Origin of the sequence: Streptomyces botrytidirepellens, from assembly GCF_003721215.1 — a bacterium.
Classification (GTDB): Bacteria; Actinomycetota; Actinomycetes; order Streptomycetales; family Streptomycetaceae; genus Streptomyces; species Streptomyces himastatinicus.
The window spans coordinates 1-22,782 of record NZ_RIBZ01000037.1 but is presented as its reverse complement, the minus strand read 5'-3'; the positions used below and the strand labels follow the sequence as shown (position 1 = coordinate 22,782).

Here is a 22,782-nt window from a genome sequence, read left to right as displayed (position 1 = left end):
GCGGAGGTGAGGGTGAAAAGTGATGAGCCGTTTGAGGTGCGATAGGTGGCACTTCGGCGAGGAGATCAGGCCCCGCCGACCAGGTCACATGCGCACCGTGTGGCGCGTGATCATCAGCCGTCTCGCTTGGTTGAGAGCTTAAGGACCTGCGCGGCGCGCACGGAAGACGGGCGACGGGCGCAAGTTGGCCAGGATCCCACTAGAGTGCGCCCGCGCGGAAAGATATGCCTTGTGGCCTTGATGCCGACCTGGTAGCGGCAGAAGCGGGGCGGCGCCACCGAAACTGACACCATGTCATCCCGCTCGCCGATGGCCGAGATCCGCCCCGGGCCGCCGTCCGGATAGCATGAACGGCCCGCCCGCACCGCCGCACGGAGACAGAGCCTTGGCCACACAACGGATCCCGGTCCTTCTCATCACGGGTTTCCTGGGTTCCGGAAAAACCACGATGCTCAACCACCTGATGCGCGACAGCGTGGACACCCGGATCGGGGTCATCGTCAACGACTTCGGCAGCATCAACATCGACGCCATGGCCGTCGCCGGACAGGTCGACTCGATGATCCCTATCGAGAACGGCTGTCTCTGCTGCGCCGCCGACGCCTCCGAAATGGACGAGATGCTCGACCGGCTCACCGATCCGGAGCTGCGCATCGACGTGGTCGTGATCGAGGCGAGCGGTCTGGCCGAACCACAGAGCATGATCCGTACGCTGCTGTCCAGCGGCAACGAGCGCATCCGCTACGGCGGCCTGGTGGAGGTCGTGGATGCCGCCGAGTTCGCGAGCACCCGCGACCGCCACCCCGAGCTCGACCGCCATGTGCGCGACGCCGACCTGATCGTGCTCAACAAGACCGACCGGGTGGGGGAGGAGGAGCGGCAGCGCGTCCTGGACACCGTCGCCGAGATCGCCCCGGGGCTGCCCGTCCTCACCGCCGAGCACGGCCGCGTCGACCCCGGCCTCCTCTTCGACCACGAGCCCCGGGACACCCCCGAAGAGCGCTTCCGGCAGCTGTCGTTCGCCGATGTGTGTGCCGAAGAGCACGACCACAGCCGCCATCTCCACGCCGCGTACGAGAGCGTCGAATTCACCACGGCCGAGCCGCTGCACCCGCGCCGGTTCATGGAGTTCCTCGACGCCCGGCCCGCGGGCCTCTACCGCCTGAAGGGCTTCGTCCACTTCGCGGGCGCCGAACCGCAGCGGAAGTACGGACTGCACGCCGTCGGCGCGTACCTCCGCTTCCAGCCGGTGCCCTGGGAGCGCGGGGAGCCCCGCACCACCCAGCTGGTGATGATCGGTACCGGCATCGACGCCGACACCCTCACCAAGCGGCTGACCGACTGCGTCGCGACCGGTCCGGACTCGGAGGAGGTCGACGAGCGGCACATGATGGGAGTGCTGCGCTACGTGGACCAGGAGGACGAGGGCGACCGCGTGTGAGCCCGGCTACCCGAAGTCGGGGAGGGTGACCGAGCCGTCCTCGGCGAGCGGGAACCCGGGGTTGTACGCGACTTCCCAGGCGTGGCCGTCCGGGTCCGTGAAGGCGCTGGAGTAGAAGCCGATGGCATTGACGGCCGCGGGCTTGGTGATCGTCCCACCGGCCCGCTCCACCGCCGCGAGCAGGGCGTCGACCTCCGCCTCGGACCGCACGTTGTGCGCCAGGGCGATCCCGCCGAACCCGGCCGCGGGCCCGGGCTCCAGCCCGCAGTCCCGCGCCAGCTTGTCGCGCCCCCACAGGACCACTCCCAGACCGCCCGCCTGGAAGAACACGGTCTCCTCGACTTCCTGCCCCCGCCAGCCCAGGGCCTCGTAGAAGGCCTTGGCCCGAGCGAGATCGGACACGCCCAGCGTGACCAACGTGATGCGCTGTTCCATGCGATCACGGTACGGCTCGGAGCAGCTGCGGGCACAGCGCCCCGACGAAGACGCGATCAAGTCCTCTCCGGCTCGCCGCCGTCAAGGTTGGCGGCATAACTGGATAGGGTAATCCGGTTGCTAGGGTGGCCCGTATGAACCCCGGCGCCCAGCACCCCGACGACTCCGCCGCCCAGCCTCTGCGCAGTGACGCCGAGCGCAACCGGGGACGGATCATCGCCGCGGCGCGCACGGTGTTCGGGCGTGATGGGCTGAACGCCTCCATGGCCTCCGTGGCCCGCGAGGCTGGGGTGGGGATCGCCACCATGTTCCGCCGCTTCCCCACGAAGGAGGAGTTGGTCGCCGCCGTCTTCTCCGACCGCATGGACGCGTACGCCGACGCGGTCGCGGTCGCCCTGGACGACCCCGACCCCTGGCACGGTTTCGTCGGCTACGTCGAGGCCGCCTGCGCGATGCAGGCCGCCGACTATGGCTTCGCCGACGTACTGACCATGACCTTCCCCACCGCCAAGGAGCTGGAAGAGCGCCGCGACGAGGCGTACCAGGCCATGCTCGAGCTCATCAACCGCGCCAAGGCGACAGGCCGTCTGCGCGAGGACTTCGACCCCTCGGACCTGGTGCTCCTGCACATGGCCAACGCGGGTGTCGTGAACGCCACGGGCGACGCCGCGCCGGATGCGTGGCGGCGCGTCGTCGCCCTCATGATCCAGTCCTTCGAAGCCCCTGCCCGCGGCCCCCTGCCCGACTCGCCCGAGCACGATGCCCTCTACCAGGCCATGCTCCGCGCCAGCCCGGAAGGGCCCACCGCGCCGGCGCCGGACAAGAGCAGCTGACCCCAGGACCGGACGGTCATGCCGGCCTGGCCTTCGGGGCGATGCTGTCAGGGCTGGTGCGGGTCTTGAGGACGAAGTCGAACCGCACAGTCGTGTAGGGGCCCTGGAAGCCTTGTCCGGCGATGTCCTCGGGGTCTTCGTGCAGGAGGGTGTCGGCCTGGAGCGCGGGAGGGGCGCCCGGAGTAGTTGCCGTTGTTGGCCGCGTGGTAGATGTCCAGCTTGGCGCCCGCGAGCGGTTGGCCGTGGCCGTCCAGGACGCGACCGGAGACGACCAGCGGGGTCCCGAGTTCGTCAGGCCGCATCGGCAGGGTGCCGGGGTTGTCGATGTGCGGGGAGCCGGGAAGGTACGTGGGGCTGTTGACGTCTTCGGAAGGCGTGTAGCCGTCCCGGCCGCCCTGGAAGAGCTCGCTGTACAGCGGCATGGCGACCAGCGCCAGGGGAGCGCCGGTGGCCGTCTGGATCCGCTGGAGCAGGTCGGTGACCGTGTTGAGGTCGTCGAAGGTCAGTCCCTCCTCGTCGCGCACGTGCGCCAAGGCGCCTTTGAACGCCTCGACGAGACGCACCGCGCGGGGGTTGATCAGTGCCGGGTCGACGGAGGACGGATCGGTGAGCGTGGTCATGCCGGTCTACTCCTTGGGGGGGCGTCAGCAGGCCGCGGATGCCGACGTTCAACGGGCCGGAAGGCTGAAGACGTGCTCGGCCTGGTCGCGCTTGGTGGTGTGCAGCTCCCAGTAGACGGGGGAGATCTGCTCGGGCTGGGCCACCGGCACGCCGGGGATGACGGCGGTGCCGATCGACACGTCGATGCCGACGTGGGCGGCCTGGACACCGGTGCCGGCCAGCTCCTTGTGCAGGTTCATCGCCCAGTTGCGCAGGGCCGCGGCGGCAGCGTTGACGTTGGCGACCTGGGGGACGGGGTCGATCGAGCCGGCGCCGGTGGTGTAGAGCAGGGTGCCCGCGCCGGCCTCGCGCATCGCGGGCAGTACCGCCTTCGTGGCGGCGATGGCCCCGTAGAGCTGGAAGTTCATCTCGAACTCCACATGCGACGGCTCGGTCTCGGCCGGAGCGGTCAGAGCGGTGGAGCCGAGCGTCCCCACGGGCGAGTACTCCAGGACGTCGATCCCGCCGAACCGTGTGGCGGCGTCCTTGAGTGCCTGGGTGAGCGCATCTCGGTCGAGCACGTCCGCGGGGAACGCTGCGGCGGTGATGCCCTCGGCGGTGAGCTTGCCGACGAGATCGTCGAGCTTGTCGCGGTTGCGGGAGATCAGGGCGACGTCGAGGCCGTGGGAGCCGAAGGTGCGGGCGATGGCCAGGCCCAGCTGGGGGCCGGCTCCGACGATGGCGATGCTGGTCACGGCACAGTCCCTTCGTGAAGGCATGCAGGGGAGGGGCAATGTGGACAGGGCTATCCATTTTGCGAATGCGGATAGCCCTTTCCGTTTCACTATGGATCCTGGTTCACCGCCCTCATCCCACAGACAGGAGATGACTGACATGGCACTGGTCCTGGTGACCGGGGCGTCCAGCGGGCTCGGGCGCAACACGGCGAAGGCGTTGGCCGGGGACGGGCACGACGTGGTCATCCATGTCCGCAACCCGGCCCGTCTCCCTGACGCGGATGACACCGCTTGGTGGAAAGGCGTCGTCACCGGGGACCTCGCCGAGCTGGACGACATCCGTGGCGTTGCGCGGCAGGCCGCCGAGTACGGCCGCTTCGACGCCGTCATCCACAACGCGGGCGTCATGCACCGCCCGGAAGCGGTCACCGTCAACACCGTGGCGCCCTACGTGCTGACGGCCCTGATGGACAAACCGGCAAGGCTCATCTACCTCAGCAGCTCCATGCACCGCACCGGCTCCACCGATCTGCGACGGCTGACCGCGGGCCCCGCCTCGTACGACGACACCAAGCTGTGGGTCACCACCCTCGCGCTCGCTCTCGCGTCCCGCTGGGAAGGAACCGTCAGCCACGCGGTCGACCCCGGCTGGGTGCCCACCCGCATGGGCGGTCGCGGCGCACCGGACGACCTCACCGCCGGACACCGGACGCAGGTGTGGCTCGCCACCCACCCCGACGTGGCCCCGAGCACCGGCGGCTACTGGTACCACCAGCAGACGCAGACACCACACCCCGCCGCGCAGGACGAAGAGTTCCAGGCTCGCGTCATCCGAACCTTGGAGAACGACACGGGTGTTCCGCTCGGCTGACCGCGCCGCGAAGCGCGCGCACGACTCCTTGGCGGTCGCTATCGGGCGACGTAGCCGCCGTCGACGGGGAGGGCGACTCCGACGACGAAGCCGGCTCCGGGGCTGCACAGCCACAGGACGGCCTGGGCGATTTCGTCCGCGGTGCCGAGCCGGTTGATGGGCTGGTTGGCTTCGGCCTCGGCGCGGTCCAGCTCTCCCTTGGCGATCATGTCGCTGACCATGGGGGTGTCGATGGTGCCGGGGCAGACGGCGTTGATGCGGATGCCGCGCGGGGCGTATTCGAGGGCGGCGCTGGTGGTCAGGCCGATGACTCCGTGCTTGGAGGCGTGGTAGGAGGCGCGGCCGGGGATGCCGACGAGACCGCCGAGGGAGGAGCAGTTGACGATGGCGCCGCTGCCTTGGGCGCGCATGTGGCGCAGTTCGTGCTTCATGCCGGCCCAGACACCGCGGAGGTTGATGGCGTTGACGCGGTCGAACCGCTCGGCGGGTTCGTCGGCGGCGTCGCTGGGCGGGATCTGGATGCCGGCGTTGTTGTAGGCCATGTCGAGGCGGCCGAAGGTCTCGACGGTGCCGTCGACCGCGGCGGCGACCTGCTCCTCGTCACTGACGTCACAGGGGAGGGCGAGGACTCGATGGCCTGCGTCGGTGAGTTCCCCCGCGGCCGCGTCCAGAGCGGCCTCGTCGATGTCGGTGAGGGCGACGGCGGCTCCCGCTTCGGCGAAGGCGCGGGCGGTGGCCAGGCCCATGCCGGAGCCGGCTCCGGTGACGAGGGCGACCTGGCCGCTGAAGTCATAGGTGGGGTTCATGGTGTGTTCTCCTATCGAGGATGGCGGTCGGCCGGGTCAGGAGAGGGCTTCGATGGCGACGTGGTCGGCGGTGGCGAGCCTTTCGGCGTCGCGGTCGGCGACGTGGCCGAGGATGACCAGGCCGGTGGAGGGCGAGTCGCCGTCGCGGTAGAAGAGGGCCAGGTTGCCCCAGGGCGCGTAGTAGGCCAGGTCACCGGCCTGAGGCTCGGCTGCCTCGGGCGCACCGGAGGTGTCCAGCTTGCGGGCCAGGTAAGCGATCCGCTCCGTTCGGTGGAAGTCCTCCAGATCAAGGCTGAGCGGGAGCAGGGTGGCGAAGTCGCGGGCGGCGGCGCTGTCGTTCAGGGTGGCGTCGACCTGGTGGCCGTTGATGGTGAGCCGGATGTTCATGGCGGTGTTCCTGCCGGACGGTGCGGTGGGTGCCTGGGCTGTCGCCGTCTGCCGCGGTGCGGAGGGGGCAGCCCCGGGCGGGGTGGCGCCGCAGGAGGTTACGGCCACCAGTACCGCGGCGGCTGGTACCACGCGGGTGACGACGCGAAAGGCGGACGGAAGCATGGTGTCGTCCTGGGGTCGGGGCTGCTGTGCTCGGCATCGGGCCGGATGGTGCCGGGGGGGAGCCGGGGCCGGGCGGCAGGTGCCCGGCCCCGCCGGTGGGCGTGTGGATCAGGGCATGAGAAGGGTCTTGATGGCGCGGCGCTCGTCCATCGCCTGGTAGCCCTCGGCGACCTGCTCCAGGGGAAGGGTGAGGTCGAAGACCTTCCCGGGGTTGATCCGGCCAGAGAGGACCAGATCGATCAACTCTGGCAGGTAACGCCGCACGGGAGCGGGTCCGCCGCGCAGGCCGACGTGGGAGAAGAACAGTTCCTGCCCGTCGACCGCCACCTCGTGGGGGACGCCGACGAAGCCGACGTTGCCGCCGGGCCGGGCGGTGTGCAGGGCCTGCCGCATGGCCTCGGGGGTGCCGACGCATTCCAGGACCGAGTCCGCGCCGAGGCCTTCGGTGAGGTCCCTGACACGGGCGACACCTTCGTCACCGCGTTCGGTGACGATGTCGGTGGCGCCGAACTCGAGGGCGAGCCTCTGCCGCGAGGCGTGGCGGCTCATGGCGATGATCCGCTCGGCGCCGAGTTCCTTGGCGGCGATGACACCGCACAGGCCGACCGCTCCGTCGCCGACCACGACGGCGGTGGAGCCGGGCTTGACCTCGGCGGCGAGGGCGGCGTACCAGCCGGTGCCCATCACGTCGGAGACGGCGAGCAGGCCGGGCACGAACGCGCCGTCCGGGTGGCCGTCGGTGGCGACGAGGGTGCCCTGGGCGTTGGGGATGCGGACGTAGTCGGCCTGGCAGGTGCTCATGAACTCGCGGTGCAGACAGCTGGACTGCCAGCCGACGCGGCAGTTCGCGCAGGTGTTGTCGGAGGTGGCGAACGAACCGACGACGAACTGGCCCGGCTTGACGGAGGTGACGCCGCTGCCGACCTCCTCGACGATCCCGACGTACTCGTGCCCCATCGGATGAGGGTCGCCGATCGGCTCCAGACCGCGGTAGGGCCACAGGTCCGAGCCGCACACGCAGGTGGCGACCGTGCGGATGACCGCGTCGGTCGGGTGGGCGATCTTCGGGTCGTCCAGGGTTTCGAAACGCACGTCGCCGGGGGCGTGGATGACTGCTCCGCGCATGAGGGTGCTTCTTTCGGTGCTGGGGTTGGTGTGCTCAGCAGCCGGAAGGAGGACGAACGGCTGCTCGCGGTCGAGCCTCACACGCGAGAGCAGTCGCGAAAAGCGGAGAAAACCATCCCGGGAGGGAAACATCCTGGGAGTAAATCCTCCCCCCTTTCCCGGGTGGGATCGGTGTCATGCTGGGAAGCATGACCGGCAACGTCCCCCTCGATGAGCTGGGAGAATTCCTCAAGAAGCGCCGCTCCGAGCTGAGCCCGCGCACGGTGGGCCTGCCCGAGACCGGCCGCCCCCGCCGGGTGGCAGGGCTGCGCCGTGAGGAAGTCGCCCAGCTCGCCAGTATCAGCACCGACTACTACACCCGTCTCGAACAGGGCCGCATGCAGGCATCGGCGCCGGTCCTGGACGTCCTGGCCCGGGTACTGCACCTGGACGACGACGAGCGGGGCTACCTCTTCCAGCTCGCGGGCAAGCCCACCACGCGCACCCGGCGCCGCGGCAGGCAGAAGGTCCAGCCGCAGTTGCAGCGGGTCCTGGACGACCTCACCGCCACCCCGGCCATCGTGCAGGGCCGGCGCGGCGACATCCTCGCCTGGAACGCGCTGGCCGCCGCCCTGGTCACCGACTTCTCCCGCATCCCGGAAAAGCACCGCAACTACCCGCGGATCATCTTCACCGATCCGGCGATGCGCACCCTGTACGCCGACTGGGAGGCCTCCGCCCACATCGCCGTGACCCAGCTACGGATGGAGGCCGCGCAGTATCCCGAGGATCCCCGGTTGATCGAGCTGGTCGGTGAACTGTCCATGCGGGACACACAGTTCGCCCAGTGGTGGGGCGATCACCGCGTCGCCGCCCGCACGGTGGGCACGAAGACACTGCACCATCCGGTCGTGGGCGAGCTCGTGCTGGACTGGGACACACTGACCGCCAACACCGACCCCGATCAGCACCTGACCGTGTGGACGGCCCCGCCCGGTTCCCCCACCCACGAGCGGCTGCGCATCCTCGCTTCCTGGGCCGCCGAACAGGATCTGCCGGCCTCCGCGTCCTGACCCGGGGGCCTGTGTTCCGTCAGAGCAGCGCCTCGGCGGTGATGGGCAGGGTGCGGATGCGGCGGCCGGTGGCGTTGTGGACCGCGTTGGCGATGGCGGGCGCCACGCCGACGTGGACGACCTCGCCGAGGCCCTTCACCCCGAGCGGGTCGGCCTCGCGGTCCTCGCCGTCCAGGTAGATGGCCCTGACCTCGGGGACGTCGGCGTTGACGGGGACGAGGTAGTCGGCAAGGTTGGCGTTCACGATCCGCCCGTCGCGGTGATCGGTGACGGTGTGCTCCAGCAGGGTCGTGCCGATGCCGCCCACGATGCCGCCGATCGCCTGGCTCTCGGCGAGCTTGGGACTGATGATGCGACCCGCGTCATACACACCCAGCATCCGCCGCACCCGCACCAGCCCCAGCGTCACATCGACCGCCACCTCGGCGAAGGTCGCGTTGTAGGCGTAGAAGGAGTGCCGCTGCGGTCCTGACGGTCTGGTGAAGGAGCCGAGAGATTCGAGGTGGGTGCGGTGGTTACGGGCCAGCAGGGCCCGGTAGGTCTCGCCGCGCGCGGGGTCGTTCTTCACATGCAGCCTGCCGCCACGGACGACGATGTCGTCGGCGGCCACCCCGTACAGCGGTGACTCGCGGTCCTCGACGGCCAGTTCGATCGCCTGGCGTCGCACCTTGTCGCAGCCGTCGAGGACGGCGGAGCCGACGCTCGCCATGGTCATCGAGCCGCCGTGCGGCGGGGTCGGCGGGAACAGCGAGTCCCCCAGCCGGAAGGTGACGGTGCGCATCGTCAGTCCGAGGGCGTCGGCGGCGACCTGGGTCTGGGAGGTGTAGGTGCCCGGACCCATGTCGCTGGAGGCGGCCTCGACCACGGCGGTGCCGTCCGCGTCCAGACGGACCCGGGCCTGGGCGGCGTTGCGTGCGGTGTCGTAGACGCCCGCGGACATGCCGAGGCCGATCAGCCAGTCCCCCTCACGGCGGGAGCGCGGCCGGGAAGCGCGGCGGTGCCAGCCGAACTCCCGGGCGCCGACGGTGTAGCACTCGCGCAGCCGGCGGGTGGAGAACGGCAACCCGCTCGATTCGTCCTCGTTCGGTTCGTTGCGCCGGCGCAGCTCGATCGGGTCGATGCCGAGCTTGTCCGCGAGTTCGTCCATGGCCGACTCGATCACGAACGATGCCGTGGCGAAGCCGGGGCCGCGCATCCAGATCGGGGTGTTCACGTCCAGCGGCACTGTTCGGTACGCCTGGCTCACATGGGGCATGCTGTAGAGCATCTGCCCCGCGGGCAGGACCGCCTCGGTGAACGTCTCGTACGAGGAGGTCTCGGCGTCGATGTCGTGGACCGCGGCGGACAGCCGACCACGCCGGTCGCTGCCCAGCCGCAGCCGGTACGCGTAGGAGGGCCGGAATCCGGCCCCGAAGTACATCTGCCTGCGGCTCAACACCAGCTTGACCGGATGGCCCGTCTCCCGGGCGGCCAGCGCTGCGACGACCACGTGGGGCCAGCAACGCAGCCCGCTTCCGAAGGCACCTCCGACGAACGGCGAGATGACGCGGACGGAGTCCATGGGCAGGTCGAACACCGTGGAGAGTTCGGTCTGCGTGCCCACCACCCACTGCGTCTTGTCCCACACGGTGAGCTTGTCGCCGTCCCAGCGGGCGATGGTGGCGTGCGGCTCCATCGGGTTGTGGTGGTTGCGCGCCAGCTGGTAGGTCAGGTCCAGCCGCACGACGGCGGAGCGCAGGGCGGCTTCCGCGTCGCCGCGCGCGTAGTTCGTCGGATCGCCCGGCTGGGCCTCGGCGAGGTCGGTCGAGGGCTGTTCGGCGTCGTAGCCGACCTCGACCAGGCTCGCGCCGTGCTGCGCGGCCTCCAGGGTGGTGGCGACGACGACGGCGACCGGCTGGCCGTGGAAGAGCACCCGGTCGTCCTGGAAGACCCGCAGCCGCCGGCCGGGCGGATTGTTGGAGCCGGAGTTGTCGCGGTACGGCAGCTTCGGCGTGTTGCGATGGTGGATCACCTTCAGGACACCAGGCTGGGCTTCGGCATCGCCGGTGTCGATCGAGGTGATACGGCCGCGTCCGACGGAGGCGTCGACGATGACGGCGTGCACGGCACCGCCGACCTCGTGCTCGGCGGCGTACAGCGCCTTTCCGGTGACCTTGAGGCGGCCGTCCACCCGGGACAGGGGCGCACCCACGGCTGCCTGCGGCTGGGGGCTCACTTCGTACCTCCTACGATGCGCAGCTGGCGTTCGACGGTCCGCTTCAGCAGCTCGACCTTGAACCGGTTGTGCTTCAGCGGACGGGCTCCGCCCGCCGCGTGCTCGGCCGCCGCCGCCCACAATGACGTGGAGGGGCGTTCACCGACGAGGTGACGCTCAACCGCGGGCAGCTTCCACGGCACGGTCCCCACGCCACCGGCGGCGACCTTCGCCTCACGGATCACCCCACCCCGGATGTGCAGGGCGATCGCCGCCGAGGTCAAGGCGAACTCATAGGATTGCCGGTCACGCACCTTCAGATAGCCCGAGGTGAGCGGACGCGGATGCGCCGGGATCTCGACCGTCGTGATCAACTCGCCCTTCCGCAACGATTGTTCGCGCTGGGGGGTGGTGCCCGGCCGTAGCAGGAAGTCGGCGAAGGGGACCTGACGCTCCCCGTCCGGGCCCGTCAGACGCACCCGCGCGTCCAGTGCCGCGAACGCCACGGCGACGTCGGAGGGATGGGTGGCCACGCAGTGGCCGGAGGTGCCGAGGATCGCGTGAGCGCGGTTGAAGCCCTCGCGGGCGGCACAACCCGAGCCGGGCTCACGCTTGTTGCAGTCGGCGGTCACGTCACGGAAGTACGTACACCGGGTGCGCTGCATGATGTTGCCGCCGATGGTCGCCATGTTCCGCAACTGGGCCGACGCGCTCAGCTCCAGCGCCTCGGACACGACCGGGTACAACGTGCGCACCTTGGGATGCGCCGTGGCCTCGGCCATGGTCACCAGGGCACCGATACGCAGCCCACCGCGCTCGGTGACGGTGACCTCGTCCAGCGGCAGACCGCTGATGTCGACGAGGACCTCAGGGCGTTCGACGGTCTCCCGCATCAGGTCGACCAGGGTGGTGCCTCCGGCGATGTAACGCCCGCCGCGGTGACCGGCTTCGAGGGCTTCCCCGGTGTCGGAGGCGCGGGTGTAGGAGAAGGGATGCATGTCGGCCCGGCCTCACTTCCGGCCCGCGGTCCGCTGGACCGCGCGCACGATCTTCACGTAACAGCCGCAGCGGCAGATGTTGCCGCTCATCCACTCCCGGATCTCCTCCGGCGATCCGGTATGCCCTTCCCGGATGCACCCCACACCGGACACGATCTGACCAGGGGTGCAGTAACCGCACTGGAAAGCGTCCTCGTCGATGAACGCCTGCTGCAACGGGTGCAGTTCGTCGCCATCGGCCAGGCCCTCGATCGTGGTGACCTCGGCGCCCTCCAGCCGTACGGCCAATGTCAGGCAGGAGTTGACCCGGCGTCCGTCGACCAGGACCGTGCATGCCCCACAGGCACCGGCGTTGCAGCCTTTCTTCGACCCGGTCAGGCCGAAGTGCTCGCGCAACAGATCCAGCAGCGACGTGCGGTTGTCCACCGTCACGGTCCGGGGCCGGCCGTTGACCGTGAGGGAGACACGGCTGGAGGGAGCCGGTTCCGCGGCGGCCGCCTCTCCGGAGCCGACGAGGAACGACCCTCCGATCACGCCGCCGGCGACGACGACACCACCGACCGCCGTACCGGTGGCGACGAAGGTACGCCGAGTGGGGAGTCCAACAGCGGATTCGGGGGATTCGGTTGACATACCTAAGCCTTCGCATCACGAACGGATCGGCCCGTACAGAGCGGCACGGCAGGGGGGGGACCGTCGTCGCCGCAGACCATGGAGACCGCGCGCCTCACCGCTGCGGCCGTCCATGTGGGAAGTCTGGCAGCACGAGTCATGCCTGTGGCAGGGAGAGTTTTGTCCCCCCTTCGTTCTGGGCTCAGCGCCCGACGGAGGCGAGGGACGCTGTGTACTGCTCGTCGGTGACCGGCTCCAGCCAGGTGGTGCCGTCACCGCCTTCGTCGCCGACGACCATGGCGATGTGGGCCAGCAGGGTGGTGTCGGTGGCGCCGTGCCAGTGCTCTTCGCCTGCAGGGCACTTCACCGTCTCGCCCGCGCTGACGCGCACCACGTGGCCGTCGCGGGTGCCGACCAGGCCGACGCCGTCGGTGATGTACAGGACCTGGCCCTTGGCGTGGGAGTGCCAGTTGGTGCGGGCCCCGGGGGTGAAACGCACCAGGGCGGAGGCCAGGCGGGCCGGGTCGGAGGGCGCCTCGATCGGGTTGAGGTAGACGTCCCCGGTGAAACGCTCGGCCGGGGCCTTGACGGTGCGGGTCTCAGTGATGTGTTCCACGACAGCTTTCCTTGATCGGATCAGGAGGGGAAGGTTCGGTACCGGTGGCTGCGCCGGGCGGTCAGGCGTTGCGCTCGTCGGCGATCTTCTTCAGCTGGGTGATCGCCGTCATGGCGTTGGGCCAGCCCGCGTAGAAGGCGAGGTGCGTGATCGCCTCGGACAGCTCCTCGACACTCAGGCCGTTGTCGAGAGCGACGCCCAAGTGGTAGCCGAGCTGCTCGCCGCGGTAGAGGGCGGCCAGCACGCTCACCGTCACCAGACTCCGGTCGCGCGGCGACAGCCCGGGCCGTTCCCAGACGTCACCGAAGAGGACCTCGTTGGTGAGCTCGACGAGCTTCGGCGCGATCTCGGCCAGCTCCGGGGGTGCGGACTGCGTCGGCATGGGGGCGACTCCTTGATCGAAACGAGAGGGGGGCGGCCGCGACCCACTGTGAGGCGGGGGGGGGGCGGCCTTCCGGCAGCCGGCCCACCCTGTGGTCGGCCGTACCAGGGAGCGTCATCGGCTGCCGTTGTCGAGGAAACCGCAGCTCATCGTGGTGGGGGAGGGTCTGTCGTTACAGGTACTGACAGAGCCCCCCACCTGGGGACGGGCCCCCTAGCCTGGAGGGTGTGAGTACCGAGAGCGACATCCGCGAGTTCCTGGCCTCCCGCCGCGCCAAGATCACCCCGCAGCAGGCGGGACTGCCCGCCTTCGGCGGCAACCGGCGCGTGCCCGGCCTGCGGCGCGAGGAGGTCGCGCTGCTCGCCGGGGTCAGCATCGACTACTACGTCCGCCTGGAGCGCGGCCACATCGCCGGTGCCTCCGAGGAAGTCCTCGACGCCGTCGCGAGAGCCCTCCAATTGGACGACGCCGAACGCGCTCACCTCTTCGACCTGGCCCGCGCCGCCGCCAAGCGTCCCGCGCGCCGCGCCCGGCGCGCCCGCGGTCCGCTCCCGGACAGCGTCCTGCGCGTGCTGCACTCGATGACCGACTCGCCGGCCTTCATCCGCAACGGCCGCCTGGACATCCTCGCCACCAACACCCTCGGCCGCGCCCTGTACGCGCCCCTCTTCCCCGACCCGAGTGCGCAGACGGCCAACATCGCCCGCTCCCAGTTCCTCCTGCCAGGGGGACGGGACTTCTTCCCCCACTGGGAGGAGTCCGTGAACACCACCGTCGCCCTGCTGCGCACCGAGGCCGGACGCGCCCCGCACGACAGTGAACTGACCGGCCTGATCGGCGAACTCGTCACCCGCAGCGAGGAGTTCCGCACCGCCTGGGCCAAGCACAACGTCCGCCTTCACCACACCGGCCGCAAGTCCTTCCGCCACCCCGCCATCGGCGTGATCACCCTCGACTTCGACGCCATGGAACTGCCCGCCCAGCCCGGCCTGACCCTCACCGCCTACAGCGCCGCCCCCGGCACACCCGATCACGACACCCTGCGTCTCCTGGCCGCCTGGGCCGCCACCGAAGCCGACGAGCCCACCGAAAGGCCGGCGTCCCGCGGCCAACAGGACGGATGAGCGCCCCATCACCAGGGGCGGGGCAGGGGTTGGGCAGCGTCTTGACGGCGCGGCGCTCGTCCATGCCCTTGTAACCCTCGGCGGACTGGTCCAGGGGGAGAATCCGGCTTCGTCCTCGAAGACGAGCCAGGCCCCACGGGCCGCCGGGAGTCTTCCCGCCACACCTCCTTGACCCACCTGGCCACCGCCTTGTCGTCCCGCTCCACGGCTCGTCGGGCAGGCAACCTGGTCGCCATTCTCAGTGCGCGCGAAGCCTGGCAGGACGCCGGTGCTCCGGGCTCGCAGGGGGGTGGAGGCATGCCTGCACCCCTTCACCATCGCGGCATTCGCCCAGATGAAGGCCCTGTCGACGCTGGGGTCGTGCACGCCCACGCCACCTCGACGGATTCCGGTGACCTGGCAGAGGCCGAGGCGATCGACCGAGTGATCGGCAGCCACGCCGCGGTGACGGCGACGAAGTCGATGACCGGTCACATGATGGGCGCATCCAGGACGGTTGGCGCTATGGCCGCTCTGTTCGCGCTCGAGGACGGCACGGTGCCGGCCACGCGCAACCTCGACGACCTCGACCCGCGCGTGGGACTGGACGTGGTGCGCGGTGAGCGGCGCACCCGTCAGTGGTCTGCTGCGCTGGCCAACTCGTCCGGGTTCGGCGGACACAACGTCAGTCTCGTCTTCACCACGTGACGAGTAGGAGATGGCCGCTGCGACCAGCAGTTGTATACGGGGGTGAGCGCGTCGCGGCGGCGTGGGGACGGCCTGAGGGATATCGCGGTCATCCGACCTCGCCGTCCTGCACCGGGGGCGGTGTCACCACCCGTACGGGTCCCTCGTACCAGCGGCGGACCCGCTCAGCCCAGTCCTACTGCGTTCTCAGTAGCGGGAACTGTCGGCAGCCGCACGACGACAGGACGGCCCGCTCCCGGAGAGTCTGGGCGGACAGTCGGCACCAGATGTGGAGACCTCCTTCCGTGGCTACATTCCTTTACCAAGTGGGCCGTCTGGCCTTCCGGCGACGCTGGTACGTCGCCCTGGTCTGGGCGGCCGTCCTGGCCGCCGTCGGACTGGGCGCCCTCACGGCTCCGGGAGCCTCCGACGAGGAGTTCTCCATGCCGGGCATCGAGTCCCAGAAGGCGTTCGACCTCATGGAACAGCGCTTTCCCGGAGCCACCGCCGACGGCGCGACCGCCCGGGTCGTCTTCGTCGCGCCGAGCGGTGAGAAGGTCACCGCCACCGAGAACAAGCAGACCGTCGAGAAGGCCGTAGCCGACCTGGCCGACGGCACACAGGTCGCGAGCGCCGTCGACCCGTTCCGGGCGAAGGCCGTCAGCAAGGACGGCACGACGGCGTACGCGGCCGTCACCTACAAGGTCGCCGCCAACGACCTCACCGACGCCAGCAAGACCCGGCTGGAGCGGGCCATCGACACGGCCCGGGACTCCGGGCTGACCGTCGAGGCGGGCGGAAGCGCGATGGACGACGGGGGCGCGCCCGGCGGTGTGGCCGAGGTGGTCGGTGTCGCGATAGCCGCCGTCGTGCTGCTGGTCACCTTCGGTTCGCTGGCCGCGGCCGGACTGCCGCTGCTGACCGCCATCATCGGCGTCGGCGTGAGCATGGCCGTCATCCTGACCCTGTCCGAGGCGCTGGGCCTGTCCACGACGACGGGCACCCTGGCGATGATGCTGGGCCTCGCGGTCGGCATCGACTACGCCCTGTTCGTCGTCTCCCGCTACCGCGAGGAGCGCGCCAAGGGCCACGCGCCGCAGGAGGCGGTCGGTCTGGCGGTCGGCACGGCCGGTTCCGCGGTCGTGTTCGCCGGGCTCACCGTCGTCATCGCGCTGGCCGGACTCGCGGTGGTCGGCATCCCGATGCTCACCAAGATGGGCCTGGCCGCGGCGGGCGCGGTCGTCGTCGCCGTACTGATCGCGCTGACCCTGGTCCCGGCGTTCCTCGGCTTCTGGCCGAACGCCGTGCTCCGGCGGCGGGCCCGCAGGAGCGGCCGCATCGAGGAGAGCACCGAGAACAACGGCGGCAGCCGCTGGGCGCGGTTCGTGCTGCGCCGTCCGCTGCCCGTGCTGCTGCTCGGTGTGGTGGGCCTCGGGGCCCTCGCGGTGCCGATGACGAACCTCCAGCTCGGCATGCCCGGGGACGAGGCCAAGTCGACCTCCACCACCGAGCGCCGGGCCTACGACGCGCTCGCCGAGGCCTTCGGGCCGGGCTTCAACGGGCCGCTGACCGTTGTCGTGGACGCGAAGGGGGACGCCGACCCGAAGGGCGCCGCCGCGACGGTCGCGAAGGACATCGGCGGCACCGAGGGCGTCGTCTCCGTCTCCCCGGCCCGCTTCAACGAGGCCGGTGACACGGCCGTCTTCCAGGTCGTCCCGTCCACGGCGCCCACCGACGAGAAGACCAAGGACCTGGTGACGACCATCCGGCACGAACGGCCCGGGGTCGAGTCCGAGACAGGGGCGACCTTCGAGGTCACCGGCACCACCGCGCTGAACATCGACATCTCCGACAAGGTGCAGGCCGCGCTGATCCCCTATCTGGTCGTCGTGGTCGGCCTCGCGATCGTGCTCCTGCTCGTGGTCTTCCGGTCCCTGCTCGTCCCGCTCAAGGCGGCCCTCGGCTTCCTGCTGTCGGTGCTGGCCTCCCTCGGCGTGGTCGTCCTGGTCTTCCAGCAGGGCCACGGCGCCGAACTCCTGGGCGTGGAACAGACCGGCCCGATCATGAGCCTGATGCCGATCTTCCTGGTGGGCATCGTCTTCGGCCTGGCCATGGACTACGAGGTGTTCCTCGTCTCGCGGATGCGGGAGGCGTACGTCCACGGCGAGCGGCCCGGCCGGGCGGTCACCTCCGGCTTCCGGCACAGCGCTCGCGTGGTGGTGGCCGCCGCGCTGATCATGATCGCGGTGTTCGCCGGGTTCGTCGGCGAGAGCGACTCCATGATCAAGATGGTCGGGTTCGGACTCGCCTCCGCCGTTCTGTTCGACGCCTTCGTCGTACGGATGGCGATCGTGCCCGCCGTGCTCGCCCTGCTCGGCGACAGGGCCTGGTGGCTGCCGAAGTGGCTGGACCGGCTGCTGCCCAACGTCGACGTGGAGGGCGAGGCGCTCAGCCGTAGCCCGGAAACGGACCCGGAACCGGCCGGGACGCCTGACCTGGAAGTGGCCCGTACCTGATACGACCCGCCTGACCCACCCCACCAGGGCCGCCCGTGGCGAACGACACGGGCGGCCCCGGCAGCCGTTTGCGCGGGGAACGGTCACGATGGCCACAGAGCACCGACCGGAGAGCCGATGAGCACCAGCCTTGAACGTTACACGGACCGTTTCGAGCAGTACGCCGACCGCCACCCCCGCATTGTCGACGTGGCGGTCGTCCTGGCGCTGATGGGGTGCGCGGCCCTCGGCAGCAATCTCACCCTGCCCGGCGCCGACCCGCCCGACCAGGACAGGACCGCCATGGTCCTCATGGGCGTGTCCTGCCTCGCCCTGCTGAACTACCGCAGCCACCCGCGTACCGCCGTCGTCGTGACCGCGATCTGCACGGTGATCGTGATCGGACTGGGGTACCTGCTCACGCCCCTGCTGCTGGGCCCCGTCATGGCGGCGCTCTACTGGCTGGCCACGCTCTCCGACCGCAAGACCACCCGCGCCTTCGGCGTCACCGTCATGGCGGCGCTGACGGTCGCGTCGGCGATCTCCGACTCCATGGACCGTCTCTCCCTGGTGCTCAGGACGATCGGCCCCTTCTTCTGGCTGCTGCTGCCGCTCGCCGCCGGCACCATGACCCGGCTCCGGCGTGCCTACCTGGCGTCGGTGCAGGCCCGCGCCGAACACGCCGAGCGCACCCGGGAGGAGGAGGCACGGCTGCGCGTCACCGAGGAGCGCATGCGCATCGCCCGCGACCTCCACGACGTCGTCGCCCACCACCTGGCCCTGGCCAACGCGCAGGCCGGCACGGCCGCCCACCTCGCGCTCACCAGTCCGGAGCAGACGAAGAAGATCCTCACCGACCTGACCGGCACCACCTCCTCCGCACTGCGCGAGCTGAAGGCCACGCTGGGACTGCTGCGCCGGAACGACGACCCGGCCTCCGCATCGCTGGAACCGTCTCCCGGCCTCGCCCGCCTGCCCGAACTGGTCTCGGCGTGCGCGTCCGCGGGACTCACCGTCACGGTCACCACGACAGGAGAGCCCCGACCGCTCTCGCCCGGGGTGGACCTGACCGCGTTCCGGATCGTGCAGGAGGCGCTCACCAACGTCACCAAGCACGCCGCCGCGGACTCCGCACACGTACGCCTCGCCTACTCCGGATCACGCCTGCTGATCACGGTCAGCAACGACGGTCCGGACACCACCGGCACCCACGACGCCGCGCCGAGCCGGGGCTTCGGCCTCATGGGCATGCGTGAACGCGCCCATACCATCGGCGGCGAACTCCGTGCGGGCCCCCGCCCGGAGGGCGGCTTCGAGGTCACCACCGCGCTGCCGCTCCAGCCCTCGGCACCCGCAACGGCCGCGGCGGCCGCCACAGATGTTCCCGCAGGAGGAGAAGAGTCATGACCATCAGGGTGCTGCTCGCCGACGACCAGGCCCTGCTGCGGGCCACCTTCCGGATCCTGATCGACTCCTGCGAGGACATGACGGTGGTGGGCGAGGCCTCGGACGGCGCGGAGGCGCTGGACCTGACCCGCGCCCACCACCCCGACATCGTCCTCATGGACATCCGCATGCCGGGCACCGACGGTCTCGCCGCCACCGCCGCGATCTGCGCCGACCCGGACCTGGCCGCCACCCGCGTCCTCATCCTGACGACGTTCGAGACCGAGGACTACGTCGCCCAGGCACTGCGCGCCGGTGCCAGCGGCTTCCTCGGCAAGGACGTCACCGCCGACACCCTGCTGGCCGGTCTGCGCACGGTGGCCTCCGGCGAGGCCCTCCTGTCACCCGCCGCGACCCGCACCCTCATCACGAACTTTCTCATGACCCCCGCCCCCGACACCCACCTCGCGCCCCCGGAGTGTCTGTCCGAACTCACCGGCCGAGAACGCGAGGTGATGGGCCTGGCCGCCGAGGGCAAATCCAACACCGAGATCGCCGAGATCCTCACCCTCAGCCCGCTGACCGTGCGCACGCACATCCACCGCGCGATGACGAAACTGGGCGCCCGCGACCGCGCCCAACTGGTCGTCATCGCCTACCAGACGGGCCTGGCCCAGGCGGCCCCACCCGCCCCATGACCACGGACGCCGCACCGTGATGCCCGGTGTACCGCGGCCCATGGGCCGCGGAGATGCCGCGGTCCCGCGTGGGCAACAGGGTGTCGTCGACGATCAGGACGGGTCCTTGCGCGTGACGTCGCCGGGGGCGGCCCGAATGACGCGCGGGGCGTGGTCCCCTCCGTAGGTGGTGGCCCGTGACGCGGGCCGCGAACGACGACGGTAATCTACGGCACTGTAGAAGCATGGGCCAGGGGGCCGTTGGATCGCGTGGCTACGATGAACCACCCCGCCCGGGCAGGGGCGGCAGATGACCGGAGGGAGACGGGGTGAGAGACCAGGAGCGCGGCCGACGGCGCGGTCAGGGTGAGCTGGAGGCGCAGGTGCTGGCGGCTCTGCGTGAGGCGCCGGAGCCCGCGAGCACGGCGTGGGTGCAGGAGAAGCTCGGCGGCGCTCTGGCCTATACCACCGTGATCACCATTCTCACGCGGCTGCTGGCCAAAGGCGCGGTGACGCGGGAGAAGGTCGGCCGGTCCTTCATGTGGACGGCGGCGGCCGACGAGGCGGGTCTGGCCGCGTTGCGGATGCGGCGGGTGCTGGACAAGGAGAGCGACCGCGAAGCGGTGCTGGCCAGCTTCGTGACCGGCCTGTCGCAGCAGGACGAGCAGATGTTGCGGGAACTGTTGGCACGGGTCAAGGAAGCAGGGGAGTAGAGGAGTTCACGGGGGTCTTCGTCTTCCTGCCGCTGGTGCTGCCCTTGACGGCGTGGCCGATCGCCCGGCTGGCGGAGCAGCATCTGCACCCGCGTGCGGCGACCTGGCTGCTGTCCGCGGTGGCCGGGGTGTTCGCGGTGTGCAGCACGCTGTGCCTGGGGCTGCTGATGGTGGTCGGCACCGCCCAGCTGCCCGGCAACCCGCTGCCCGACGGCTGGTCGGACCCGGAGGTGCGCGAGGCCGTTCCGTACGACGAGGTGGCGGGCAAGGCCGCCATTCCCGCGCTGTTCGCCGTGCTCGCCGCGTGCACCCGGGCGCTGTGGCGCCACCAGCGCGTACGGCGCCGCGCCGAGCGCGCCCTCGCGGGCCTGCCCGCCACTCCGGTGGCGGTGCTGCCCGACGAGGTGCCGTACGCCTACGCCCTGCCGGGCAGGCGGGACCGCGTCGTGGTGAGCACCGGGATGCTCGCCGGGCTGGAGTCCGCCGAGCGCCGGGCCCGGTTCGCCCACGAGCGCACGCATCTCGCCCGCCGCCACCACCGGTTCCTGCTGACCGTGCAACTCGCGGCGTGGGCCAACCCGTTCCTGTGCCCGCTGCGGACCGCGGTCACCTACACGGCCGAGCGGTGGGCGGACGAGGAGGCGGCGCAGACGGTCGGCAGCCGGCGCACCGTGGCGCGGGCGATCGGCAAGTCCGCGCTGATGTCCCCGGGCCGCACCGGTCGCCACGCTGGCGGGCTTCGCCGCCACGGGGCCGGTGCCCCGCCGGGTGGCCGCGCTGCTGGCCCCCGCTCCCGCGGGGCGCATCTGGCCACCCGCTTTCACCACGGTGGGCCTGGCCGCATGGGGTGCCGCGGTGGGCACGACGGCGTCGGCGCTGTCCTCGGCGAACTCGGCGGTCACCCTGTTCCTGATCCTTCAGGCGGCCACCCCGATGTAACCGGGTCGAGGGTGTCCTGCGGTGTCGATGGGGCGAGCAGGTAGGAGTGGAGCTGCCCGAGGAGTTCGGTGATGTTCTCCTGGTCGGCGCGGTAGCGGACGAGCTTGCCGGTACGTACCGACTGGAGCAGCCCGCCGCGTCGGAGGACGGCGAGGTGTTCGGACGTGGTCGACGCACCGAGTCCGGCTCGTTCGGCGGCCTCGCCGACCGTCAGCTCCTCGCCACCTGCGAAGTGCGAGAAGAGTTTTTGGCGCGTCCCGCTGGCCAGCGCCTTGAGGAACACCTGAAGCTCGTCTCCGGGCAGGGCGGCCCCTGGGTGCGTCTCCTGCTCCACGGCGGGCCGGAAGGACTGGTCGTCGGCCGCGTGCGGGTCGAGGTCGAACTCGGCCGGAGGAATGTCCAGGGCGAAGCAGGCTTCGCGGACGACGGCCCGTTCGCTGTCATCGAAGTGGCCGTCGGCGCCGCCGATGACGATGCCGATCTGGACGACGGCCCGCGCCTCGGCGGGCTTCTTCTTCGCCTTGCTGATCTCCTGTATCGCACTGACCTTGCCGAGGTCGAAGTCCACGGTCAGCTTGTCGAGGTTCTCCTCGAAGCGGCGGTGCAGATCGTCCGAAGGGAAGGTCTGGAGCACATCGTTGGTGGCGATGAGCTGGGCGACGCGTTCCCGTTCCGAGGGGTCGATCCTGCCGTCCGCCGCCGCCACCAGGGCGCACATCGCGATGCTGGCGTCCCGGAAGGCTCCGCTCTTCAGGTGGCTTTTCTTCGCCGTGAGCTGAGCTTGCATCGATTGGACGGAGTCCTTGAGGCGGTCCCACAGCGCCATCTACATCTCCTTGTCGGTACTCCCCATCGCGTGACGTGGAAAGAGGAAAACTACAGGTTTGTAGAGAGGCGCCGCGAAGGGGGCTGTGCTTCACCTTGCTGCCGCCCGAGGCGGGGTCGGCATCCGTGTGGTGCACCAGGCGGCTGATGTGGAGATGTGTCGCTACGAGCTGACCGAGGACGGCCACGATGAGACCGGCCCGTCGCGTGTGCTGAGCTTCAGTGCGCCGGTAGGGGTTCGGCCTCGTGTGGACCGTGCTCGTGGTCACAGGTCTCGTCGAGGCCGTAGGTCTCCCAGGCGGGGAAGGGGTCGTCCCAGGCTGACCAGCCTTGGGCGCCCAGCGCTTGCTCATCGTCGGTGAGAAGGCACGCGGACAGGGTGTGGTGCAGGGCGGCGGGGCGCAGGCCGGTGCCGATGAAGACGAGTTCCTGGCCGCGCTCGGCGGCTTCACCGGCCTCGCTGTGGCCGTCCCGTGCTCCGGAGGGCTCGAACCGGGCGACGGCGCCTGCCTGTGACCATAGTCCGGTTACCCGCGGGCGGGTGGCCAGCCAGAAGAAGCCTTTGGAGCGCAGGACGCTGCCGTAGGCCTCGGTGTCCAGGTCTGTGGCGACGAAGTCCAACAGCCGGGCGGGATGGAAGGGCCGGGTGGCCCGGAAGACGGTGCTGGAGATGCCGTATTCCTCGGTCTCCGGCACATGGTCG

23 protein-coding genes and 2 pseudogenes are annotated in these 22,782 nt (G+C 70.5%); 11 read left to right on the top strand and 14 right to left on the bottom strand.

The window, feature by feature from the left end; all coding sequences use genetic code 11:
* Positions 1–385: 385 nt before the first annotated feature.
* The gene (locus EEJ42_RS02590) at positions 386–1,441 is read left to right on the top strand and encodes a CobW family GTP-binding protein (RefSeq protein ID WP_184502903.1); all 1,056 of its coding nucleotides are present in this window, start codon (positions 386–388) and stop codon (positions 1,439–1,441) included.
* Positions 1,442–1,447: 6 nt separating this feature from the next.
* Here EEJ42_RS02590 and EEJ42_RS02585 read toward each other — a convergent pair whose 3' ends face one another.
* Complete coding sequence (locus EEJ42_RS02585) at positions 1,448–1,876, bottom strand: VOC family protein (protein WP_123098408.1); 429 nt, start codon at positions 1,874–1,876, stop codon at positions 1,448–1,450.
* Positions 1,877–2,010: 134 nt separating this feature from the next.
* On the opposite strand from EEJ42_RS02585, the gene EEJ42_RS02580 reads away from it, so the two are divergent.
* Positions 2,011–2,709, top strand: coding sequence for a TetR/AcrR family transcriptional regulator (locus tag EEJ42_RS02580; protein ID WP_123098407.1), 699 nt, complete (start codon positions 2,011–2,013; stop codon positions 2,707–2,709).
* A 47-nt stretch (positions 2,710–2,756) separates the two neighbouring features.
* On the opposite strand, the gene EEJ42_RS02575 is transcribed toward EEJ42_RS02580, so the two are convergent.
* Together EEJ42_RS02575 and EEJ42_RS02570 are read right to left on the bottom strand one after the other, a co-directional pair.
* On the bottom strand, positions 2,757–3,329 hold the full coding sequence (locus EEJ42_RS02575; RefSeq protein WP_123098406.1) for a dioxygenase family protein: 573 nt from the start codon (positions 3,327–3,329) through the stop codon (positions 2,757–2,759).
* A gap of 48 nt (positions 3,330–3,377) precedes the next feature.
* Entirely contained in the window at positions 3,378–4,064 is a 687-nt protein-coding gene (locus tag EEJ42_RS02570) for an SDR family NAD(P)-dependent oxidoreductase (RefSeq protein ID WP_123098405.1), read from the bottom strand.
* A 130-nt stretch (positions 4,065–4,194) separates the two neighbouring features.
* Between EEJ42_RS02570 and EEJ42_RS02565 the strand changes: the two genes are divergently transcribed.
* Positions 4,195–4,917, top strand: coding sequence for an SDR family NAD(P)-dependent oxidoreductase (locus EEJ42_RS02565; protein ID WP_123098404.1), 723 nt, complete (start codon positions 4,195–4,197; stop codon positions 4,915–4,917).
* Between the two features lie 38 nt (positions 4,918–4,955).
* Here the strand turns inward: EEJ42_RS02565 and EEJ42_RS02560 are convergent, their stop codons facing one another.
* From EEJ42_RS02560 to EEJ42_RS02550, 3 genes are all read right to left on the bottom strand, one after another.
* On the bottom strand, positions 4,956–5,723 hold the full coding sequence (locus EEJ42_RS02560) for an SDR family NAD(P)-dependent oxidoreductase (RefSeq protein WP_123098403.1): 768 nt from the start codon (positions 5,721–5,723) through the stop codon (positions 4,956–4,958).
* Between the two features lie 36 nt (positions 5,724–5,759).
* A complete protein-coding gene (locus EEJ42_RS02555; protein ID WP_123098402.1) occupies positions 5,760–6,110 on the bottom strand; it encodes a cyclophilin-like fold protein in 351 nt (116 codons plus the stop codon).
* Positions 6,111–6,383: 273 nt separating this feature from the next.
* On the bottom strand, positions 6,384–7,400 hold the full coding sequence (locus tag EEJ42_RS02550) for a zinc-dependent alcohol dehydrogenase family protein (protein WP_123098414.1): 1,017 nt from the start codon (positions 7,398–7,400) through the stop codon (positions 6,384–6,386).
* 176 nt (positions 7,401–7,576) lie between these two features.
* Here EEJ42_RS02550 and EEJ42_RS02545 point away from each other — a divergent pair, with 176 nt between their 5' ends.
* Positions 7,577–8,452 (top strand): helix-turn-helix domain-containing protein, encoded by an 876-nt coding sequence (locus EEJ42_RS02545; RefSeq protein WP_123098401.1) that lies wholly within the window; start codon positions 7,577–7,579, stop codon positions 8,450–8,452.
* Positions 8,453–8,471: 19 nt separating this feature from the next.
* On the opposite strand, the gene EEJ42_RS02540 is transcribed toward EEJ42_RS02545, so the two are convergent.
* The 5 genes from EEJ42_RS02540 to EEJ42_RS02520 all read right to left on the bottom strand — a co-directional run bounded on the left by EEJ42_RS02540 (position 8,472) and on the right by EEJ42_RS02520 (position 13,254).
* Complete coding sequence (locus tag EEJ42_RS02540; RefSeq protein WP_123098400.1) at positions 8,472–10,667, bottom strand: xanthine dehydrogenase family protein molybdopterin-binding subunit; 2,196 nt, start codon at positions 10,665–10,667, stop codon at positions 8,472–8,474.
* A complete protein-coding gene (locus EEJ42_RS02535) occupies positions 10,664–11,644 on the bottom strand; it encodes an FAD binding domain-containing protein (protein ID WP_123098399.1) in 981 nt (326 codons plus the stop codon). The genes EEJ42_RS02540 and EEJ42_RS02535 overlap by 4 nt, the downstream gene beginning before the upstream one ends.
* A 12-nt stretch (positions 11,645–11,656) precedes the next feature.
* The gene (locus EEJ42_RS02530; protein ID WP_123098398.1) at positions 11,657–12,277 is read right to left on the bottom strand and encodes a (2Fe-2S)-binding protein; all 621 of its coding nucleotides are present in this window, start codon (positions 12,275–12,277) and stop codon (positions 11,657–11,659) included.
* Positions 12,278–12,458: 181 nt separating this feature from the next.
* Positions 12,459–12,872 carry a (R)-mandelonitrile lyase gene (locus EEJ42_RS02525; RefSeq protein WP_123098397.1) on the bottom strand — a complete coding sequence of 138 codons (414 nt, stop codon included), beginning with the start codon at positions 12,870–12,872 and terminating at the stop codon, positions 12,459–12,461.
* Positions 12,873–12,933: 61 nt separating this feature from the next.
* Positions 12,934–13,254 (bottom strand): carboxymuconolactone decarboxylase family protein, encoded by a 321-nt coding sequence (locus EEJ42_RS02520; RefSeq protein ID WP_123098396.1) that lies wholly within the window; start codon positions 13,252–13,254, stop codon positions 12,934–12,936.
* A 227-nt stretch (positions 13,255–13,481) separates the two neighbouring features.
* On the opposite strand from EEJ42_RS02520, the gene EEJ42_RS02515 reads away from it, so the two are divergent.
* From EEJ42_RS02515 to EEJ42_RS02485, 7 genes and pseudogenes are all read left to right on the top strand, one after another.
* Entirely contained in the window at positions 13,482–14,378 is an 897-nt protein-coding gene (locus EEJ42_RS02515) for a helix-turn-helix transcriptional regulator (protein ID WP_123098395.1), read from the top strand.
* Positions 14,379–14,675: 297 nt separating this feature from the next.
* Entirely contained in the window at positions 14,676–15,065 is a 390-nt protein-coding gene (locus EEJ42_RS02510) for a beta-ketoacyl-[acyl-carrier-protein] synthase family protein (protein ID WP_123098394.1), read from the top strand.
* Positions 15,066–15,349: 284 nt separating this feature from the next.
* A complete protein-coding gene (locus EEJ42_RS02505) occupies positions 15,350–17,560 on the top strand; it encodes an MMPL family transporter (RefSeq protein ID WP_184502901.1) in 2,211 nt (736 codons plus the stop codon).
* A 117-nt stretch (positions 17,561–17,677) separates the two neighbouring features.
* Positions 17,678–18,946: a sensor histidine kinase gene (locus EEJ42_RS02500; protein ID WP_123098392.1), complete on the top strand. Its 1,269-nt coding sequence runs from the start codon at positions 17,678–17,680 to the stop codon at positions 18,944–18,946.
* Complete coding sequence (locus EEJ42_RS02495) at positions 18,943–19,623, top strand: response regulator transcription factor (RefSeq protein WP_123098391.1); 681 nt, start codon at positions 18,943–18,945, stop codon at positions 19,621–19,623. The genes EEJ42_RS02500 and EEJ42_RS02495 overlap by 4 nt, the downstream gene beginning before the upstream one ends.
* A gap of 308 nt (positions 19,624–19,931) precedes the next feature.
* Positions 19,932–20,315 carry a BlaI/MecI/CopY family transcriptional regulator gene (locus tag EEJ42_RS02490; protein ID WP_123098390.1) on the top strand — a complete coding sequence of 128 codons (384 nt, stop codon included), beginning with the start codon at positions 19,932–19,934 and terminating at the stop codon, positions 20,313–20,315.
* 26 nt (positions 20,316–20,341) lie between these two features.
* Positions 20,342–21,254, top strand: a pseudogene (locus EEJ42_RS02485) (M56 family metallopeptidase).
* Here the strand turns inward: EEJ42_RS02485 and EEJ42_RS52275 are convergent.
* The 3 genes and pseudogenes from EEJ42_RS52275 to EEJ42_RS02470 form a co-directional block, all read right to left on the bottom strand.
* The gene (locus EEJ42_RS52275) at positions 21,214–21,537 is read right to left on the bottom strand and encodes an ArsR/SmtB family transcription factor (RefSeq protein ID WP_246095985.1); all 324 of its coding nucleotides are present in this window, start codon (positions 21,535–21,537) and stop codon (positions 21,214–21,216) included. The pseudogene EEJ42_RS02485 and the gene EEJ42_RS52275 sit on opposite strands and share 41 nt — an antisense overlap.
* A gap of 90 nt (positions 21,538–21,627) precedes the next feature.
* A pseudogene (locus EEJ42_RS52270) lies at positions 21,628–22,080 on the bottom strand (tellurite resistance TerB family protein); the annotation flags it as partial.
* A 218-nt stretch (positions 22,081–22,298) separates the two neighbouring features.
* Positions 22,299–22,782: GTP-binding protein (locus EEJ42_RS02470; RefSeq protein WP_148081829.1), on the bottom strand; the 484-nt coding region annotated here is incomplete at its 5' end.

Excerpts from the sequence above, each read along its gene's own strand:
- EEJ42_RS02575 (WP_123098406.1), bottom strand. The coding sequence starts at position 3,329 with ATGACCACGCTCACCGATCCGTCCTCCGTCGACCCGGCACTGATCAAC.
- EEJ42_RS02565 (WP_123098404.1), top strand. The coding sequence starts at position 4,195 with ATGACTGACATGGCACTGGTCCTGGTGACCGGGGCGTCCAGCGGGCTC.
- EEJ42_RS02580 (WP_123098407.1), top strand. The coding sequence starts at position 2,011 with ATGAACCCCGGCGCCCAGCACCCCGACGACTCCGCCGCCCAGCCTCTG.
- EEJ42_RS02520 (WP_123098396.1), bottom strand. The coding sequence starts at position 13,254 with ATGCCGACGCAGTCCGCACCCCCGGAGCTGGCCGAGATCGCGCCGAAG.
- EEJ42_RS02530 (WP_123098398.1), bottom strand. The coding sequence starts at position 12,277 with ATGTCAACCGAATCCCCCGAATCCGCTGTTGGACTCCCCACTCGGCGT.
- EEJ42_RS02510 (WP_123098394.1), top strand. The coding sequence starts at position 14,676 with ATGCCTGCACCCCTTCACCATCGCGGCATTCGCCCAGATGAAGGCCCT.
- EEJ42_RS02500 (WP_123098392.1), top strand. The coding sequence starts at position 17,678 with ATGAGCACCAGCCTTGAACGTTACACGGACCGTTTCGAGCAGTACGCC.
- EEJ42_RS02495 (WP_123098391.1), top strand. The coding sequence starts at position 18,943 with ATGACCATCAGGGTGCTGCTCGCCGACGACCAGGCCCTGCTGCGGGCC.
- EEJ42_RS02555 (WP_123098402.1), bottom strand. The coding sequence starts at position 6,110 with ATGAACATCCGGCTCACCATCAACGGCCACCAGGTCGACGCCACCCTG.
- EEJ42_RS02560 (WP_123098403.1), bottom strand. The coding sequence starts at position 5,723 with ATGAACCCCACCTATGACTTCAGCGGCCAGGTCGCCCTCGTCACCGGA.
- EEJ42_RS02585 (WP_123098408.1), bottom strand. The coding sequence starts at position 1,876 with ATGGAACAGCGCATCACGTTGGTCACGCTGGGCGTGTCCGATCTCGCT.
- EEJ42_RS02545 (WP_123098401.1), top strand. The coding sequence starts at position 7,577 with ATGCTGGGAAGCATGACCGGCAACGTCCCCCTCGATGAGCTGGGAGAA.
- EEJ42_RS02550 (WP_123098414.1), bottom strand. The coding sequence starts at position 7,400 with ATGCGCGGAGCAGTCATCCACGCCCCCGGCGACGTGCGTTTCGAAACC.
- EEJ42_RS02535 (WP_123098399.1), bottom strand. The coding sequence starts at position 11,644 with ATGCATCCCTTCTCCTACACCCGCGCCTCCGACACCGGGGAAGCCCTC.